At 63.5% G+C, this 17,152-nt stretch carries 17 protein-coding genes and 2 pseudogenes; 11 read left to right on the forward strand and 8 right to left on the reverse strand.

The window, feature by feature from the left end:
- Positions 1-99: 99 nt before the first annotated feature.
- Positions 100-1,344, forward strand: coding sequence for a DegT/DnrJ/EryC1/StrS family aminotransferase (locus tag NKI24_RS32425; protein WP_352750389.1), 1,245 nt, complete (start codon positions 100-102; stop codon positions 1,342-1,344).
- 168 nt (positions 1,345-1,512) lie between these two features.
- Entirely contained in the window at positions 1,513-1,956 is a 444-nt protein-coding gene (locus NKI24_RS32430; protein WP_352453273.1) for an SRPBCC family protein, read from the forward strand.
- A 225-nt stretch (positions 1,957-2,181) separates the two neighbouring features.
- Here the strand turns inward: NKI24_RS32430 and NKI24_RS36065 are convergent.
- The 5 genes and pseudogenes from NKI24_RS36065 to NKI24_RS32455 form a co-directional block, all read right to left on the reverse strand.
- Positions 2,182-2,358, reverse strand: a pseudogene (locus NKI24_RS36065) (GFA family protein); the annotation flags it as partial.
- A gap of 177 nt (positions 2,359-2,535) precedes the next feature.
- Positions 2,536-4,002 carry a rhizopine catabolism transcriptional regulator MocR gene (mocR, locus tag NKI24_RS32440; protein WP_352453275.1) on the reverse strand — a complete coding sequence of 489 codons (1,467 nt, stop codon included), beginning with the start codon at positions 4,000-4,002 and terminating at the stop codon, positions 2,536-2,538.
- A 4-nt stretch (positions 4,003-4,006) separates the two neighbouring features.
- Positions 4,007-4,213 carry a LacI family DNA-binding transcriptional regulator gene (locus tag NKI24_RS32445; RefSeq protein ID WP_352453276.1) on the reverse strand — a complete coding sequence of 69 codons (207 nt, stop codon included), beginning with the start codon at positions 4,211-4,213 and terminating at the stop codon, positions 4,007-4,009.
- A 200-nt stretch (positions 4,214-4,413) separates the two neighbouring features.
- A complete protein-coding gene (iolE, locus tag NKI24_RS32450; RefSeq protein WP_352453277.1) occupies positions 4,414-5,325 on the reverse strand; it encodes a myo-inosose-2 dehydratase in 912 nt (303 codons plus the stop codon).
- A 119-nt stretch (positions 5,326-5,444) separates the two neighbouring features.
- The gene (locus NKI24_RS32455) at positions 5,445-5,732 is read right to left on the reverse strand and encodes a DUF3175 domain-containing protein (RefSeq protein WP_352453278.1); all 288 of its coding nucleotides are present in this window, start codon (positions 5,730-5,732) and stop codon (positions 5,445-5,447) included.
- 175 nt (positions 5,733-5,907) lie between these two features.
- Between NKI24_RS32455 and NKI24_RS32460 the strand changes: the two genes are divergently transcribed.
- The 8 genes from NKI24_RS32460 to NKI24_RS32495 all read left to right on the forward strand — a co-directional run bounded on the left by NKI24_RS32460 (position 5,908) and on the right by NKI24_RS32495 (position 14,388).
- On the forward strand, positions 5,908-7,140 hold the full coding sequence (locus NKI24_RS32460; protein WP_352750390.1) for an MFS transporter: 1,233 nt from the start codon (positions 5,908-5,910) through the stop codon (positions 7,138-7,140).
- Between the two features lie 173 nt (positions 7,141-7,313).
- Positions 7,314-8,342, forward strand: a complete 1,029-nt coding sequence (gntR, locus tag NKI24_RS32465; protein WP_352453280.1) for an HTH-type transcriptional regulator GntR — start codon at positions 7,314-7,316, stop codon at positions 8,340-8,342.
- A gap of 110 nt (positions 8,343-8,452) precedes the next feature.
- Complete coding sequence (locus NKI24_RS32470; protein ID WP_352750391.1) at positions 8,453-8,623, forward strand: hypothetical protein; 171 nt, start codon at positions 8,453-8,455, stop codon at positions 8,621-8,623.
- 507 nt (positions 8,624-9,130) lie between these two features.
- Positions 9,131-10,255, forward strand: a complete 1,125-nt coding sequence (locus NKI24_RS32475; protein WP_352453282.1) for a sugar ABC transporter substrate-binding protein — start codon at positions 9,131-9,133, stop codon at positions 10,253-10,255.
- 80 nt (positions 10,256-10,335) lie between these two features.
- A complete protein-coding gene (locus NKI24_RS32480) occupies positions 10,336-11,877 on the forward strand; it encodes a sugar ABC transporter ATP-binding protein (RefSeq protein ID WP_352750392.1) in 1,542 nt (513 codons plus the stop codon).
- Positions 11,874-12,854, forward strand: a complete 981-nt coding sequence (locus NKI24_RS32485) for an ABC transporter permease (protein ID WP_352684752.1) — start codon at positions 11,874-11,876, stop codon at positions 12,852-12,854. The genes NKI24_RS32480 and NKI24_RS32485 overlap by 4 nt, the downstream gene beginning before the upstream one ends.
- The gene (locus NKI24_RS32490) at positions 12,851-13,837 is read left to right on the forward strand and encodes an ABC transporter permease (RefSeq protein WP_352465244.1); all 987 of its coding nucleotides are present in this window, start codon (positions 12,851-12,853) and stop codon (positions 13,835-13,837) included. The genes NKI24_RS32485 and NKI24_RS32490 overlap by 4 nt, the downstream gene beginning before the upstream one ends.
- Before the next feature lie 71 nt (positions 13,838-13,908).
- The gene (locus NKI24_RS32495; RefSeq protein ID WP_352750393.1) at positions 13,909-14,388 is read left to right on the forward strand and encodes a gluconokinase; all 480 of its coding nucleotides are present in this window, start codon (positions 13,909-13,911) and stop codon (positions 14,386-14,388) included.
- Here the strand turns inward: NKI24_RS32495 and NKI24_RS32500 are convergent.
- Together NKI24_RS32500 and NKI24_RS32505 are read right to left on the reverse strand one after the other, a co-directional pair.
- The gene (locus tag NKI24_RS32500; protein ID WP_006202816.1) at positions 14,385-14,834 is read right to left on the reverse strand and encodes an RrF2 family transcriptional regulator; all 450 of its coding nucleotides are present in this window, start codon (positions 14,832-14,834) and stop codon (positions 14,385-14,387) included. The genes NKI24_RS32495 and NKI24_RS32500 overlap by 4 nt on opposite strands.
- 247 nt (positions 14,835-15,081) lie before the next feature.
- On the reverse strand, positions 15,082-16,068 hold the full coding sequence (locus tag NKI24_RS32505; RefSeq protein WP_352750394.1) for a sulfate ABC transporter substrate-binding protein: 987 nt from the start codon (positions 16,066-16,068) through the stop codon (positions 15,082-15,084).
- Positions 16,069-16,248: 180 nt separating this feature from the next.
- On the opposite strand from NKI24_RS32505, the pseudogene NKI24_RS32510 reads away from it, so the two are divergent.
- A pseudogene (locus NKI24_RS32510) lies at positions 16,249-16,518 on the forward strand (PIN domain-containing protein); the annotation flags it as partial.
- Between the two features lie 14 nt (positions 16,519-16,532).
- Here the strand turns inward: NKI24_RS32510 and NKI24_RS32515 are convergent.
- A partial coding sequence (locus tag NKI24_RS32515; RefSeq protein ID WP_352750395.1) for a sulfate/molybdate ABC transporter ATP-binding protein occupies positions 16,533-17,152 on the reverse strand: 620 nt, incomplete at its 5' end.

Here is a 17,152-nt window from a genome sequence, read left to right on the forward strand (position 1 = left end):
TGGTTCTTTCAAACTGTGCCGACAAGCCTACAGCTGTCCACACCATCAAGCGACCACATTATCAAGTGACCCACACTATCAAGTGACTGGAGGCCTGTCATGTACACCGCCGGCGAAGAGGAAATCGAAGCCATTGCCAGGGTGATCCGCTCGGGCGCGCTGTTTCGTTACGGCAAGGACAGCGAATGCGACCGCTTCGAGGCCCGCTATGCGCAGCATCTTGGCGTCGAGCATTTCGCGCTGGCCGCCAGCGGCACCTATGGGCTCGCCGCCGGCCTGATCGGCCTCGGCATCGGCCCGGGGGACGAAGTGCTGGTGCCGGCGCACACCTATATGGCGACCGCGACCGCGGTGCTGTCGGTAGGGGCCATTCCAGTCATCGTCGACATCGACGAGAGCCTGACCATCGATCCCATGGCCTTGCGCGATGCCATCGGGCCGCGCACCAGGGCGGTCATCCCGGTGCATATGTGGGGCGCGGCCTGCAACATGAATGCGATCATGGACATTGCTGCCAAGCGCGGCTTGCTGGTGCTGGAGGATGTCTGCCAAGGCATCGGCGGCGGCTATGAGGGCCGCAAGCTCGGCTCGATCGGCCATGCCGGCGCTTATTCCTTCAACTACTTCAAGAACATGACCTCGGGCGAGGGCGGCGGCATCGCCACCAGCGATCCGAAAGTGGCGGAGCGGGCGCGCTGCGCCATCGACCCTTGCCATTTCTACTGGCAGGGCAGAAGCGACAGCATCAAACCCTTCGCCGGCATCGGCGCGCGTGCTTCCGAACTGATGGGGGCGATGCTCAACGTCCAACTCGATCGACTGGACGGCATCATCGAGGCGATGCGGGCCGAGAAAAAGACGGTGCTGGCCGGCACCCGCCACCTTAGCAATCTTGGGCTGACGCCGTCGCCGATGAACAGCGCGGACGACGATTGTGCCGCACAGGTGATGTACCTGCTGCCGAGCGAGCAGGCGGCGCAGACTTTTTCGAAAACCATTCCGAGCGTCGTTGCCGGCAAGACCGGCCGTCACAATTTCACCCAGTGGGACCAGGTGCTGATGCATGAAGGCGCGCATCATCCGGCGCTCAATCCTTACGCACTGCCCGAGAACCAGGGCCTGCGGCTGGATTATTCCGACGACCTCGGCAAGCGCTCGCTAGACATCCTCAACCGCACCGTGATGGTCGCCATGAACCCGGCGCACAGCGATACCGATATTCAGGACATGATCCACAACATCGACGCGGCGGCGCGGGTGGCGCTGGAGAATGCTTCGCTCGATGATATCGAATTGCGCAAGGCGGCACCGGTCGATCTGCAGAAGTTCGACAGTGTGAACTAGACCAGATCCGGCGCGGTTTGCTACCTGCGGCCGAGTTCCTTGTCCGGCGGCCGGGCGAGGATTCCGGCCGGCATAACCGGTCGCCAAAAAATCCGCAGGCCCGTGTCGGATAGGCCGGGCTCCGCTCGTCCTAGGGGGCATCGATCAACAACACGGAGGATTAACGATATGCCCGGCACCGTACGGCTGCACCGCGTTCTGACAACCAGCCCGGAGAAAGTCTACCGAGCGTTCCTCGAAGCGGACGCACTTGCGAAATGGCTTCCGCCGAACGGCTTCACCTGCACGGTTCATCACTTCGAGGCGAAAGTCGGCGGTACGTTCAAAATGTCCTTCCGCAACTTCACCACCGGCGACAGCCACTCGTTCGGCGGCGAATATGTCGAGCTCGTGCCCAATGAGCAACTGCGCTACACCGACCGGTTCGACGACCCCAACCTGGCCGGCGAGATCGAGGTGACCGTGACATTGAAGAAAGTGTCGGTTGGCACCGAAGTCAATATCACGCAGGCAGGTATTCCAGACGCCATCCCGGTTGAGGCCTGCTATCTCGGCTGGCAGGAGTCGCTGCGAAATCTGGCGAAGCTCGTTGAACCCGAGATCAAGCAGTAAGATAAAGCGCTGCCCTGGCGGGTTGGCGTCGCTAACCGGAAACCCAGGGATGACGCCATTCTTCCCAGGCGACATGCGCCGGGGCCGGAAAGGCGGGATCGGCGAAGCAGCCAACGGCGACGGCGATCCATTCAGGCCTTTGCTCGGGCTCCCAGAAGACGCTTGAGCCGGGCAGAAATGGAAAGTGACGTGATGGCCGCTCCGAGCTGACCGCCTGTAGGTACTGGCGTCGCCTTCGGCTTCTACCTTGTCGCGCGCAAAGAAGGCGGCGACGCCGTATGTGCTGCCGGTCCGTTTCTGGCAGTCGAGGCAGTGGCACTGTGCGACCAGCTGCGGCTCTCCGTTACAAGAGATCCTCAGTTGCCCGCAGGCACAGGATGCGGTTCTCATGGCAATCCTCATGGTTCAAATGAATGCGTCGCCGGCCTATACCGGCGGTGGCATGCTTCTGGTTTTCGGGGAGGTTCGGCCTTGCGAGGCGCGCTTTGCGCGAATGCCAAAAAACAAACGATGCCTATACTCCTAATCACGGCGGGCGATTGATTCAACCCCGCGGTGAACGAGATGGAGAGCCTGGCTCTAGCTTCTATCCAATCTTAGGAACGCGGCGCGCAGCGCCAGCACAGCGCGCAGGATCTGGCGTTCGTCCATCGCCGCATAGCCGAGCAGCAGCCCGTGCTCGGGTTCAGTGGAATGATAGTTGATCGAGATGCCCTGGACGTCGAGCCCCTCCTTGAGGGCGGCGGCGACCACGTCACTGTCCTTATAGGGCCTGACGAAGCTCGCCAGCAGCTGCATGCCGGAATCGTTTTCCGTCACGGTCAGCCATTCGGCCAGGTGCTCCTGGCACAGCTTGACGAAGTTCGCCTGCCGGCGCGCGTAGAGCCGGCGCATGCGCTTGAGGTGCGTGGCGAAATAGCCCTGGGTGATGAAGTCGTTGACCGTTGCCTGCAGGATCAGCGGCGCGAACTGACCGGTGATGCTCACCGCCCGGTCGAACGGAACCGACAATTCGCGCGGCACGATCAGATAGCCGATGCGCAGCGCCGGGATCAGCGTCTTGCCGAAGCTGCCGATATAGACGACGCGGTCGGCATGATCGAGCCCGCGCAGCGCCGGCACCGGCCGGCCGCGGAACCGGTATTCGCCGTCATAGTCATCCTCGACGATCCAGGCGCCGTTGCGTTCGGCGATGTCGAGCAGCTGCAATCGCTCCTCGATGCGCATGATGGTGCCGAACGGCCACTGGCAGGATGGCGTCACATAGATCAGCCGCGGCGGCGGCAGCTCCGGATCGGCAAGATGCCAGCCGCGCCGGTCGACCTTCAATGGTGCCAGCCTGGCACCGCTGGCGAGAAAGGCGCTCTTGGCGCCGAGATAGCCGGGCTCCTCCATCCAGACATGGTCGCCTTCGTCCATCAGCACGCGCGAGACGAGATCGAGTGCCGCTTGCGCACCGGTGACGATGATCACCTGGTCGGCGGTGCAGCTGATGCCGCGCGACAGGCCGATGGTCGAGGCAATGGCCTGACGCAGGCCGGGATGGCCGGCAAAGGAGAGATAACCAAGCAGGCTCTCGTCGCGGCTGCGTGCATTGCGCACCAGAAGGCTTGACCAGATGGTGAACGGAAACGATGCCGTTTCAGGCACGCCGGGATGGAAATTGATGACGCCGGCATTGCGTGGCGGTTGCGGGCCGTTGACGATGGTCTGGCCACGCCGCGACAGCTTTTGCGGCGCTGCCAGTCCGGCGCGCAGGGATGCCAAGGGGCGGTTCTGCTGGATCGGCGCCACCCAGGTGCCCGATCCGGCACGCGCCTCGATAAAACCTTCGGCAAGGAGCTGGTCATAGGCGGCGATGACCGTGTTGCGCCCGACCTTCAGATCTTCGGCCAGCGAGCGCGTCGACGGCAGCAGCGTGTTCTGCGGGATCTGGCCGTCAAGGATGAAGCGTCGCAAGGCGCCGTAGATCTGACGATGCATCGGTTCTTCCGAAGCGCGGTCGACCGACATGATGTCGAGGGAAAGGCGCATGTGGTCGGCCACGGCACTATCCCCCGACGAACCGGGCGGCGCGGGCGATCTTTTCCTCGTTGAGCCGGCAGACGGTGTCGAGCACCAGTCGCCTGGTTTCGGGGCGGATCTCGCGGCTGTTCTTCAGCGCGCGATGCACGGTGGCGGCGCCAAGTTCCGCCTTCTCGGCAATCTCCCGGATGGTGCAAAGCCGTTCCATGCCAAGCGCAGCTTCGAAAGCCATGTCGCTCCTCCTCGGTTGCATCAAGGCACGGCTTCCGGCCGGCCTCAAGCTTGAAAGTCAGGGTTTGCAATCCAGAGCCGGGATTCTGCGATCCGCGCCGCGCAGGGAGCAAGGCGGCGCGGATCGCCGGGCGCTTTCGCGTCGCTAACCCCATCGAGGCGCGCGCCCATTGTGTTCCCCGGCTCGCAAGTGCAGGCCGGTCAGTTTGCCTGCCGCGTCGCCACTTCGAAGCCGGCCTCGCGGGCGGTGGCGAGCAGCGAGAAATAGCCCTTGCTGGCATAGGTCAGCGGATGCGCCTTGGCCGGATCCTGCTCGGCTTCGACAACGAGCCAGCCTTCATAGCCGCGCGCGGCGAGGGGTTTCAGCAATGACAGGAAATCGACCGAGCCGTCGCCGGGCACGGTAAAAATGCCGTCCATTACCGCCGCCATGAAGCTCATGTCCTCGCGGCGTGCCCGTTCCAGCACCGCCCTGCGAACGTCCTTGCAATGGAAATGCACGATACGGTCGAGATGCCGTTGCAGCAGCGATTGCGGGTCGCCGCCCGAAAACAGGCAGTGGCCGGTATCGAACAAAAGGCCGACGCTTCGGCCCGTCGCCGCCATCAGCCTGTCGACTTCATCGTCCGTCTCGACGATGGTGCCCATGTGGTGGTGGAAGGCCATGCCGACCCCGAATGCAGCCATGCGGTCGGCGACGGCGGTCAGTTTCTCGCCATAGGACGGCCAGTCCCTGTCGGCGAGGCGCGGACGCTCGGAGATCGGTGCGAAAATGCCGTCATGGCGACCGCGCGAGGTGTCGGCGTAGACGACGATCCTGGCGCCGAGGTCGCGCAGCAATGTCAGATGCGGGGTAATCGCCGCGAATTCCTCGTCGACCGTGCGGTCGAGAATGCGGCCATCGTACCAGCCGGAGACGAGTTCCAGGCCATAGGAAGACAGGAGCGGCCCAAGCACTTCAGCCTGGCGCGGAAATTTGCCGCCGAGTTCGGTGCCGCGGTAGCCGGCCAGCGCTGTTTCCGACAGGCAGGTCTCCAAGGACGTATCCCCGCCAAGCGCCGGAACGTCGTCATTGCTCCAGGTGATGGGATTGATGCCGATCTTGACCGTCATGACGCCAGGCTTTTGCGGGCTTGGGAATACAAGCCGAGCCTGCAGACTGGCGACAAAGAGGCCCTGTCACTAGGTCCAGTTCAGCCGAATTTGGCAGAACCAATTAATGGTGACCGATTCTAGTCTTCCTTTGGGCGGCCAAAAAGGACGCGCAGTTCATCTTTGGCGTCCTCCAGCACTTTCTTCTGCGCCGCCGGCAGGTTCTTGCCGGCGCGGTTGATGTAGAAATTCAGCATCGACATGGCGGATTGAAACGGCCCTGCCTTGCGTCGGTCGCTGTGCTCGGCCGATCGCTTCAAAGAGGCGGCGATCTTCTTGGGATCGTGGGATTCGAAGATGTGTTCCTCGAGGTCCAGCGCGTCGCTGTGCTCGGTGACGTCGGCGGACCATTTCCGTTGCGCGGTCATGGCAAACTCCTTCCACTAGGTCGTTGCCGGGAAAACGCCTTATGGCGCACCCCTGTTCCACTTCGGCCCGAATCCCTGGAGCCACGGATTTGCCTGTCGTGGCGCTGCTCGGCGATGCGAATGCGCCGATAGTGGTCAGAACCGCCGATTCAAGAACTGCGGACAGGAAACGCTCTTGACCCCAATCGTCTCAAGCCAGGCAGGAAGTTCCGGCATCGACAGTGCCTATGCCTGGATACGGCTGGGCATCTCGATGCTGCTGGCAACGATCGGCGGGGTCGGCATGTGGGCGGTGGTCGTGGTGCTGCCTGCCGTGCAGGTAGAATTCGGCGTCGATCGCGCCGCTGCCTCGATGCCCTACACCGCGACCATGGTCGGCTTTGCCGCCGGTAATGTGCTGTTCGGCCGCGCCATCGACCGCATGGGGTATTGGATCCCGGCGCTGATTGCCGCGATTACACTTGGCGCCGGCTTCCTGCTGGCGTCGCTGACCAGTTCGATCCTGCAGTTCACCCTCGTCCAGGGCCTGTTGGTCGGCGTTGGCTCGTCGGCGATCTTCGGGCCGTTGATCGACGACATCTCGCACTGGTTCAACCGGCGCCGCGGCGTCGCGGTGACGGCTGCGGCATCCGGCAACTATCTCGCCGGAGCGATCTGGCCGACGGCGATGCCCTATGTCATGCAGACCGAGGGCTGGCGCTTCACCTATGCCGCGATCGGCGTTGTCTGCCTGGTCACCATGGTGCCCTTGATCCTGCTGCTCCGGCGCGGCGCACCGCCCCGGGCGGCTCCGGGATCGCCGGGCAGCCGCGTGGTTCAGCCGATCTCCCTGTCGCCGGCGGCCTTGCAGGCGCTGCTCATCGTGGCCGGGCTCGGCTGCTGCGTGGCGATGTCGATGCCGCAAGTCCATATCGTCGCCTATTGCATTGATCTCGGCTACGGCGTGGCGCATGGCGCCGATATGCTGTCGATCATGCTGGCGGCGGGCGTCGTCAGCCGGCTTGGCTCGGGTTTCCTTGCCGATCGCATCGGCGGTGTGAAAACCCTGCTGATCGGCTCGGTGCTGCAATGCCTGTCGCTGTTGTTCTATATCCCGTTCGACGGGCTTGCCTCGCTTTATGTCGTCTCGCTGGTTTTCGGCCTGTCGCAAGGCGGCATCGTGCCCTGTTATGCGATCATCGTGCGCGAATATATGCCAGCCAAGGAGGCTGGCCAGCGCGTCGGCATCGTCATGATGGCGACCATCTTCGGCATGGCGATCGGCGGCTGGATGTCGGGCTGGATCTACGATCTGACCGGCTCCTATGCCGCCGCGTTCCTCAACGGCATTGCCTGGAACCTGCTGAATATTTTGGCCATGGTGCTGCTGCTGTGGAAGGCCCGGCGCAGCGCCGCTGTGGCGGCCTGAAGCACAGCGGTACGGATACAGTCTCTCCGGCCGTCGCTTGACAACAGCCGAAGGCTGCGCGACGCCAGACAAGGTGTGGCAACGGGCCAGTTTGGCATGGCAGCAGTTTCAAAAACGCTGAACATCGTTTCACGGTCGCGTGTGGGCGGTTGCCCGGCGTCCGGACGAGTACGGTGATCAAGCCGCGCTCGCGCCGCGGCGGCGGCCGCCCGACCATCGCCGACGTCGCCCGCAAGGCCGGCGTCGGCGCCATTACCGTATCGCGCGCCCTGCGTGAGCCGGGGCGTGTCTCGGAAGATCTGCGCCGCCAGATCGAGTCGGCCGTGAACGAGCTCGGCTACGTGCCCGACCCGAATGCGCGGGCGCTGGCTTCGGCGCGCGCCGAGGTCTTTGGCGTTCTGGTGCCGTCGCTTACCAACAACGTCTTTGCCGAAGTGGTGCGCGGCATCTACGACAGCCTGTCGGACGGCCCTTTCCGGATTCAGCTCGGCAACACCCACTATTCCGGCCTCGAGGAAGAGCGGCTGCTGCAGGTGTTTGGCCCGCAACGCCCGGCGGCGCTGATCGTGGCCGGCATCGACCAGACGCTGGCCTCGCGAAAACTGCTGGAAACGGCAGGCTGTCCGGTGGTGCAGGTGATGGAGACCGGGCCCGATCCGGTCGACATGATGGTCGGCTTCTCGCATTTCGAGGGCGGCAAGGCGGCTGCGGAACATCTGATCGAGGCAGGCTATCGCCGGATCGGCTTCATCGGTGCGCGCATGGATCCGCGTTCGCAGCGGCGGCTTGCCGGCTATCGCGCGGCGATGGAGGCGGCCGGCCTGTTCGATCCGAGGCTCACCACCACGACGCCGGTGCCCTCCAGCGTCACCCTCGGCCGCGAATTGTTCCGTGACGCGCTGGCCAAGGTGCCGAGCCTCGATGGGGTGTTCTGCAACAATGACGATATCGCCCTCGGGGTGCTGTTCGAATGCCATCGCGCTTCGATCGCCGTGCCGAAGACGATCGGCATCGTCGGCTTCAACGATCTCGACATGATGGAGGTGGCTTTTCCGTCGGTCACCAGCGTTCGGACGTATCGCTACGAGATCGGCCGGCGGGCGGTCGCCATGGCGCTTGCGGCGATCGAAGGCAACAGGCCGGAACAGCGGGTCGTCGACCTCGGCTTCGAACTCAAGCGGCGTGAAAGCACGGCGCGCTGAAAGCTCGAAAAAAGGGTCCGGCGATCCGGTAGTATTCGAGCACCATCGCGATGCGCCGGAGGTGTTCGAGGAACTGAGTAGGTCTCGGACACCTACGCAGGCCAGGGTCCATGAACATCTGGGCGACTTCCTATGGGAAAATCCGGAGGCCGAACCGCTTCATTGAGGCGCATGGTTCTCCAGACGGCAAGGTCGTTCTTGGCCCAGTTCTCCACAATCTGGCGGTCTTCATCGGAAAGAAGGAGCGCAAGGCTCGCCAGTACATCGAATACGCCAGCTGAGTAGCCACGGCGGTACATGTGTTCCAGTTTTGGATCAATATGTCCTTCCATCATTGGCTCCCCACATCCAGCGTTGTTCTGCGCAAAGCGACGAAACAGTAATGCGTTTCATAGACGCTGTCGCCGTTTTGGATGCAACGGATCGACGGGTGGCGCAGGTGTCGTCGCGACCTCGGTTTCGAACTCAAGCGGCGTGAAAGCACGGCACGCTGAAGCGCGCTTCAACGCAATGGCGCTTTACACTACGTCATGGTAGCGCTACCAGTTATCGCCGGGCGGTACTTCGCTCAGAAGATGGGGGCTGTTTATTATACATAAGCGACAGCTCATGCTTGTTTATTATGTATAATATGATAGTTTTTGCGGGACTAGCCGGGCAGCAAAGGAGGGGATCGGGTCGGCATTCGGCCACCTGAACGCGCGACGGGTACGGCGGGAGGTGCCGGGCCGGAAACGCGCAAATTCATCGGCGTAACAACAAACAAACTGCAACTGGGAGGAATATCGATGATCAAGTCACTCGTTGGCGGTATCGTTGCCGCCACTGCTTTCGTCATGCTGAGCTCGTCGGCGATCGCCGATCCTGAAATCGTCAAGGGGCCATCGGCCGAGCCTGACTGCTTCGCGCCCTGGTCGGCCGATACGCAGTTCTTCAAGTTCCCCAAGAAAGATGGCCCGTACCGCATCGCTCTGGCCAACGGCTATATCGCCAACACATGGCGCATCCAGATGGTGCAGACGGCGAAGGCCTATGCAGCGCAGCCGGCGGTCGCGGCCAAGCTCAAGGAATTCAAAGTGGTCTCGACCGGCGAGGACGTGCCGGCCCAGATTTCGGCAATCAATAATTTCATCGATTCCGGCTATGACGCGATTGTCGTCAACGCCCAGAACCCGACCGCGTTCGGCCCGGTCATCAAGCGGGCCAAGGAAGCCGGTGTGGTGCTGGTCGCTTTCGACAACATCCTCGACACCAAGGATGCCATCAACGTCAATGTCGACCAGAAGGGCCTTGGCGAATTGTGGGCCAACTGGCTGGTCAAGCACGTGCCGAACGGCGGCAAGGTGCTGGAAGTGCGCGGCGTCGCCGGCACGTCCGTCGACACCGATCGCCACAACGGCATCCACGAGGTTCTCGACGCTTCCGGCAAGAAATGGGACGTCACCGAGGTCGTCGGCAAGTGGGATGACGGCGTTGCGCAAAAGGCTACGGCCGATGCCATTGCCACCAACGGCCCCTTCGACGGCATTACCGGACAGGGCGGCGATACCGGCATCGTGCAGGCGATGATCGATGCCAAGCATCCGTTCGTGCCGTTCGGCGGCGAGACGGAGAACGGCTTCCGCAAATTCTGCGCCAAGTTCGCCGCTGACGGCCTGAAATGCTCGTCGGCCGGTACCGGCCCGGCGCAGGTCGCGGTTGCCATCAAGACGGCGATTGCAGCACTTGAAGGCCAGGTCGTGCCGCAAGCGGTCAAGCTGCCGCTGGCGATCGTCGAGGATCCGAACTTCAAGGCAGGCCAGGACTACTTCCCCGACCAATCCGACAATTTCTTCGTCGGCAATTCCTTCCCGACCTGCGGCATCAATTTCACGGCGCAGGAAATCATGGGCCAGAGCAAGGAAAACCAGTAAACTCCGACAGCCCGACGCCGCGGGAGATCCCGCGGCGTCGGCGCTCGACATCCTGATTGCCAAGCGCCTGGGGAGGGCCGATGGACGGTGCGGTTCCGCTCTTCCGCATGGAAGGCATATCCAAGCGCTATGGCGGCGTGCGGGCGCTGGAGAAGGCCGAACTGTCGGTCACTCCAGGCAGCATCCACGCCATTCTCGGCGAGAACGGCGCCGGCAAATCGACGCTGATCAAGGTCATGGCGGGGGTCGTTGCGCCCGACGAGGGCCGCATGATGCTGGACGGAAGCGAAGTTACCTTCGCTTCGCCGGCCGCCGCCAACCAGGCCGGCATCGTCTGCATCTTCCAGGAGCTGTCGCTCGTCCCCGAACTCAGCGTTGCCGACAACATCGTCATTTCCGATCCGCCGAAGCGTTTCGGCATGATCGACCGCAAGGCGCAGCGCCGCATCGCCGAAGAAGCCCTTGCTCGCGCCGGCGCCTCCGATATCCATCCGCTGGCGCTGGTCAAGGATCTTCCTCTTTCAAGAAGGCAGATGGTCGAGATCGCCAAGGCACTGGCGCGCAAGCCACGCATCCTGATCCTGGACGAGGCGACCTCGGCGCTGACCGCGGCTGACGTCGCCAGGGTTTTTGCCGTGTTGAAGCGGCTGCGTTCGGAAGGGCTGGCGCTGCTCTATATATCGCACCGCATGAACGAGATCGCCGAGCTGGCCGACCAGTGCACGGTGTTCCGCAATGGCCGCAATGTCGCCAGCTACGCGGCCGGTACAAAAAGCGACAACGAGGTCGTCGAGCTGATGATCGGGCGCGAATACAGCCACATCTTTCCGCCCAAGCCCGCGCGGGCGGCTGCCGCAGCCACGCCGGTTCTCGAGGCGCGCAGCCTGTCCTGGACGGATCGGCTGCACGATGTCTCGCTATCGGTCGGGGCGGGCGAGGTGGTCGGGCTTGGCGGCCTCGACGGCCAGGGCCAGCGCGAATTGCTGCTCGCCTTCTTCGGTGTGCTGCGTGGCCTGTCGGGCCAGATCCTGATCGACGGCAGGCCGGTGGCGATCGCCAGCCCGGCCGCGGCGCGCGATGACCGGATCGGCATGGCGTTGATCCCGGAGGACCGCAAGACCGAAGGCTTGATGCTGCCGATGACGGTGCGCGAAAACCTCTCCTTTGCCGCCCTCGATCGGCTGTCCAGGGCCGGCATCATCGATCGCGCCGCCGAGCAGCGGCTGATCGACGACATGGTCGGTCTTCTGGCGATCAAAACCGCCGGCCTCGACATTTCGGTCGGCGCGCTGTCCGGCGGCAACCAGCAGAAGGTCGTCATCGCCAAATGGCTGATGCGGCAGCCGCGCATCATCCTGCTTAACGACCCGACGCGCGGCATCGACGTCGGCACCAAGCAGGAGCTTTACCAGTTGATGCGCAAGCTTGCCGACCAGGGTGCGGCGATCCTCTTCTATTCGACCGACTATGACGAGCTGATCGGCTGCTGCGACCGCGTGCTGGTGCTCTATGACGGCGCGGTCAAGCGCGAACTGGTCGGCGCCGAAATCACCGAGCGGGCGCTGATCGCCAGCGCGCTCAACATTCACGAAGAGATGCCAAGGCAAGGAGCGGACGCGTGAAGGATTGGCGCTACTGGCTTGCCGAACAGCGCGGAACGTTGCTGGCGTTCGGCATCTTCGTTGTCATGTTCGTCATCTACACCTCGAACCATCCGGCGGGCTTCACCGCCAACGTCGTACAAACGGCCTCGAACAAGGGCGTGCTGCTCGCCTTCGTCGCCATGGCGCAAACGCTGGTGGTGATCACCGCCGGCATCGATCTTTCGGTCGGCATGATCTTCACCCTGACCAACTGCCTGGCGTCGTGGCTGGTCGTCGGCACCGGCATCGAGACCGCCTTCGGCGTCATCGCCGTGCTCGGCACCGGCCTGCTGTGCGGGGCAATCAATGGCGCCATCGTCATCTATGGACGCCTGCAGCCGATCGTCGCCACCATCGCCACCGGTGCGGTCTATTTCGGCATCGCGCTGCTGCTTCGGCCGTTTCCGGGCGGCTCGGTCAATGAGGGGCTCGCCGACGCGCTGACCGGCCGCCTGTTTGGTATCGTGCCGGCGAGCCTGGTGGCGCTGCTGGCGGTCGTGCTTGTTGTCTGGGTGCCGTTCAGCCGGTCGGTGCTCGGCCGCGCCGCTTATGCGGCCGGCTCCTCGGAGATGGCGGCCTACATGTCCGGCGTGCCGATCCGGCGTGGAAAGTTCGCCGCCTATGCGCTTGCCGGTCTGCTTGCCGCGATCGGCGGGCTGTTCCTGACGTTCTTCACCTATACCGGTGATGCGGCCTATGCCAGCGGCAACGCCTATACGCTGTTTTCGATTGCCGCGGTCGTGCTTGGCGGCGTGTCGCTGTTCGGCGGCAAGGGCAGCGCCATCGGCGCGATCTTCGGCGCGCTTGCCTTCCGCACCATCGGCGACCTGCTGTTCGTCTTCGATTTCGATCCGCTCTGGCAGCCCCTGTTCCAGGGCGTCATTCTGCTGATCGCGGTCAGCCTCGGCGCCTTCGCCCTGTTTCGGGTCCGCAACCGGCTGGAGTGGTTCCTGTGAGCGAAACGACTGTGAGTGGTCTCGCCGGCCGCATGCCGAAATTCCTCCGCCGCGCCGACCCGGCGGTGCTGACGGCGTTCGCCTGTATCGTGCTGCTGCTGTTCCTCGGCAGCCTCTATTCGCGCAGCTTCCTGTCGCCTGAATACCTTTTGCAGCAGCTCAAGGTGGCGTCGTTTCTCGGCGTCATCGCGACCGGCATGATGCTGGTCATCCTGCTCGGCCAGATCGACCTGTCGGTGCCCTGGTCGGTGGCGGCCGGCGCGATGATGGCCTGTGCCGCGGCCGCATACGGCCCGGTCGGCGTGGCGCTTGCCATTCCGTTCGGCATCTTCTGCGGTGTTCTGATCGGCATCGTCAACGGCATCGGCGTCGCCTATCTGCGCATTCCCTCGATGATCATCACGCTTGCCACCAACGCCGTCGCGCAGGGGCTGATGGTGGTCTACACGGGCGGTTTCTCGCCGCAGGATTCAGCGACCGGTGCGATGCGCTATCTGGCGACCGGCTTTGCCGTTCCTGCCGTGCCCAACGCCGTCCTCATCTGGGCGCTGATCGGCGCCGCAATGGTGTTCGTGCTGACCCGCACCGGCTTCGGCCGCACCGTTTACGGCATCGGCAATCGCGAGCGTGCCGCCTATCTTTCCGGCATCGATACAAGGCGCGTGGTGATGATCGCCTTTGCGGTTTCGGGCGGGCTCTCGGCCTTCGGCGGCGTGCTGTTGGCCGGCTATGCCTCCAAGGCGGCACAGTCGATGGGCGATGCCTATCTGCTGCCGTCGATCGCCGCGGTGGTGCTCGGCGGCACCTCGATCCTCGGCGGGCGCGGCTCCTATCTCGGCACCGTCGCCGGGGTAATCCTGATCACCCTCTTGCAGTCCATTCTCTCTGTCATGCAGATGCCGGAGGCGGGGCGCCAGATCATCTACGGCGTCGTCATCGTCGCCATGCTGCTGCTCTATGGCCGCGCGCCGGCAAGCCGCTGACCTGCATGACCGGTAAAGACGTGGCATATAAGCCGGCGAGCACTGTTCGAACGATACCCGCCATCGTGGTGATGGGCGTTGCCGGCTGCGGCAAGTCGGTTGTCGGCGAAGCGCTTGCAGCGGCATTGGGCGCCGTCTTTATCGAAGGCGACAGGCTGCATCCGCCCGAAAACGTCGCACGCATGGCGAGCGGCCAGCCGCTCACCGACGCGCTGCGCGAAGGCTGGCTCGACGCGATCGGCCAGCGGGTGGCCGCGTCGGTCGCAAGCGGGCAAGGTGTGGTCGCCGCCTGCTCGGCGCTGAAGCGCAGCTACCGCGATCGCCTGCGCGGCTTTTGCCCGGATATCGTTTTCGTTTACCTGGAAATCGACCCGGCAACAGCAAAACAGCGCGTAGGCAGTCGCAAGGGTCATTTCATGCCGGCAAGCCTGGTCGACAGCCAGTTCGCCACGCTCGAGGCGCCAGCGGCGGACGAGGCGGCGATAACCTTGGATGGCACGCGTCCGGTCGCCGACACCGTCGCGACTGCCTTGAGCCTGCTCGCGCGCTAGATTTGCGACGTCAGTTCGACTGGGAAATCGTCATTGTCGGCGTCGCGCATGGCCGCGAGGCTGCGGTTGTCCAGCACCTCGGCGATCGCCTGCCGGACCTCCAGCATCATGTGCCGAACCTGGCAGGTCGCCTCGTCGCAATCCTCGCAGCGCTGGTATTGCGTGCGGCTGGCGCAGGGGATCGGCGCCAGCGGCCCGTCGAGGACACGCACGACATGGCCGATCTTGATCTCGGAAGCCGGCCGGGCAAGGCGGTAACCGCCTTCCTTGCCCTTGCGGCTCTGGACGAAGCCGGCGTTACGCAACTCGCCCAGGATTGCATCCAGGAATTTCTTGGGGATGTTATTGGCGACCGCAATGTCGTTGACGAATGCGAGCTGGCCGACCGGCAGGCCCGACAGATGCACGAGGGCCTTGAGGCCGTATTTGCCTTTTTTGGTAAGCATGCCCCGAGTCAACCCATGAAGCCCCAACCACCCGCGTCTGGCGGCTGTTTGTGTGCAAATCATGACGGTTTGATCGCGCGAAGCTGTTCGCGAAAACAAGCCGTCCGTTCTCACGGTAGGCACAAACGCGTTGATTCTTTGTAACGTTTTGGACGGAATGCGCTCGGAAAGTGCCAGAAATCACCTTTCGCAGCGCGAAAGCAAAGAAGCCGGCAAAGCCGGCTTCTGTCAAAGTTGGAAGATCGCCTCAGCGGCTGCCATAAGTCTGGTCGAGCAGGCCGCCCGCTGCAAAGTGCTCGGCCTGGACCTTGGCCCAGCCGCCGAAGACGTCCTCCACCGTCAGCAGGCGGACATCGGGAAACTCAGCCTTGTATTTGGCGGCGACCGCCGCGTCGCGGGCCCGCAGGCCGTTGCGGGCGGCGATGTCCTGGCCCTCCGGCGTATAGAGGAAGTCGAGATAGGTCTTGGCGAGATCGCGCGTGCCATGCTCGTCTGCAACGGTGTCGACGATCGCCACCGGAAATTCCGCCAACAGGCTGACCGAAGGCGTTACCTGCTCGAACTTGTCCTCGCCATACTCCTTGCGGACGCCGCGCGTTTCCGACTCGAAGGTGATAAGTACGTCGCCGATTTCGCGCTGCACGAAAGTGGTGGTCGCGGCGCGCCCGCCGCTGTCGAACACCGGCACGTTGTTGAACAGCTTGGTGACGAACTCCTTCACCTTGGCGTCGTCGTCCTTGAAGGCTTCCTTGGCGTAGGCGGTGGCCGCAAGATAGGTGTAGCGCGCATTGCCCGAGGTTTTCGGATTGGGGAAGATCACCTGCACGTCGTCGCGCACGAGATCGCTCCAATCCTTGATGTGCTTCGGATTGCCGGCCCGCACCAGGAAGGAGGGCAGCGAATAGAAAGGCGAGGCGTTGTCGGGAAAGTCCTTCTGCCAGTCGGCGGAGATGAGGCCCTTCTTGACCAGGAAGTCGATGTCGATGACCTGGTTGAAGGTGACGACGTCGGCGCCGAGGCCTTCGGCGATGGCGCGTGCTTGTGCCGAGGTTCCGGCATGCGACTGATCGATGGTGACGCTGGGGTGGCCGGCGACGAACGCCTTGTTGACCTGCGCAAACAGTTCGCGGCCGACATCATAGGAAGCATTGAGCAATCTGTCGGCCGACCAGGCTTGGGAGGATGCGAGGACCAGGCCGGCCAATGTGGCGACGCCAAGCAAAAATCGCTTCATGAAAACAGGCTCCAATGCCATGAGCTTAATGCCGGACCATAGCGGCAAGGCATCGTGCGCGACGAGGCACGCAGAGCGGCCGCTCCACGTTGTCGATAGAAGAAATATTCCCGCTGTGGGCGATTTCTAGTTTTTTCTTTCAAGCAGAGTCTCAGGACAGCTTGGCAGCGGCGCCGATGCCGTCGGCGTTGCGTCAAGAAAAGATCAGCCAAGTTGCACAAGAAGGTCGAGGAATTGCTGGCTGAGATACCCGTCTTGCCGCTCGATGTGCCGGTGGATGCCGAGTACGGCGCGATTCGCGCAGAACTGGAAGGCAGGGGCCAGACCATCGGCCAAAATGACCTTTTTATTGCTGCCCACGCCTGTACGCTGGGAACTACCCTGGTGACCGCCAATACCAGGGAGTTCAACCGGATCAAAGGCCTGAAGGTCGAGAACTGGCTGGTGTAGCGCCTGATAGAGGATCAAGCAGCCGGAAAAAGCTTCCAGCGCCGCGGCCTAAAAGCCACGCGACTTTTCTGCGCCGCCGGATGATCGACGGGCAATTCGATCTCGACCCGCTGACGTTCGCCGCCGATTTCGAGCTCGACCCGCCTGGTGCCGGCGACGCGGCGGCTGGCGGCGACCGTGCCGGCGATGCAGCCGTTGCATTCTTCCACCAGATCGACGTCGTGCGGGCGAAAGAACAGCGTCGCTTCGCCTTGCGGTGCGTGCGGCGCGGAAAGCCCGATCGGCCGGTCCGCGATCCAGACCTGGCCGTCCTCGACCTTGACCGGAAGCGAACTCGATTCGCCGATGAAGCCGTAGACGAAGGGCGAGTTCGGAGTGTCGTAGATTTCGTCGGCGGTGCCGACCTGCTCGATGCGGCCCTGGCTCATCACCACGACGCGGTCGGCAAGCTCCAGCGCCTCTTCCTGGTCATGGGTGACGAAGACCGTGGTGTGGCCGGTGGCGTCGTGGATGTCGCGCAGCCAGCGGCGCAGTTCACGGCGCACCTGCGCATCGAGCGCGCCGAACGGCTCGTCGAGCAAAAGCACGGCCGGTTCGATCGCCATGGCGCGGGCCAGCGCCACGCGCTGGCGCT

It is taken from the genome of Mesorhizobium sp. M0701 (genome assembly GCF_040320365.1).
Classification (GTDB): domain Bacteria; phylum Pseudomonadota; class Alphaproteobacteria; order Rhizobiales; family Rhizobiaceae; genus Mesorhizobium.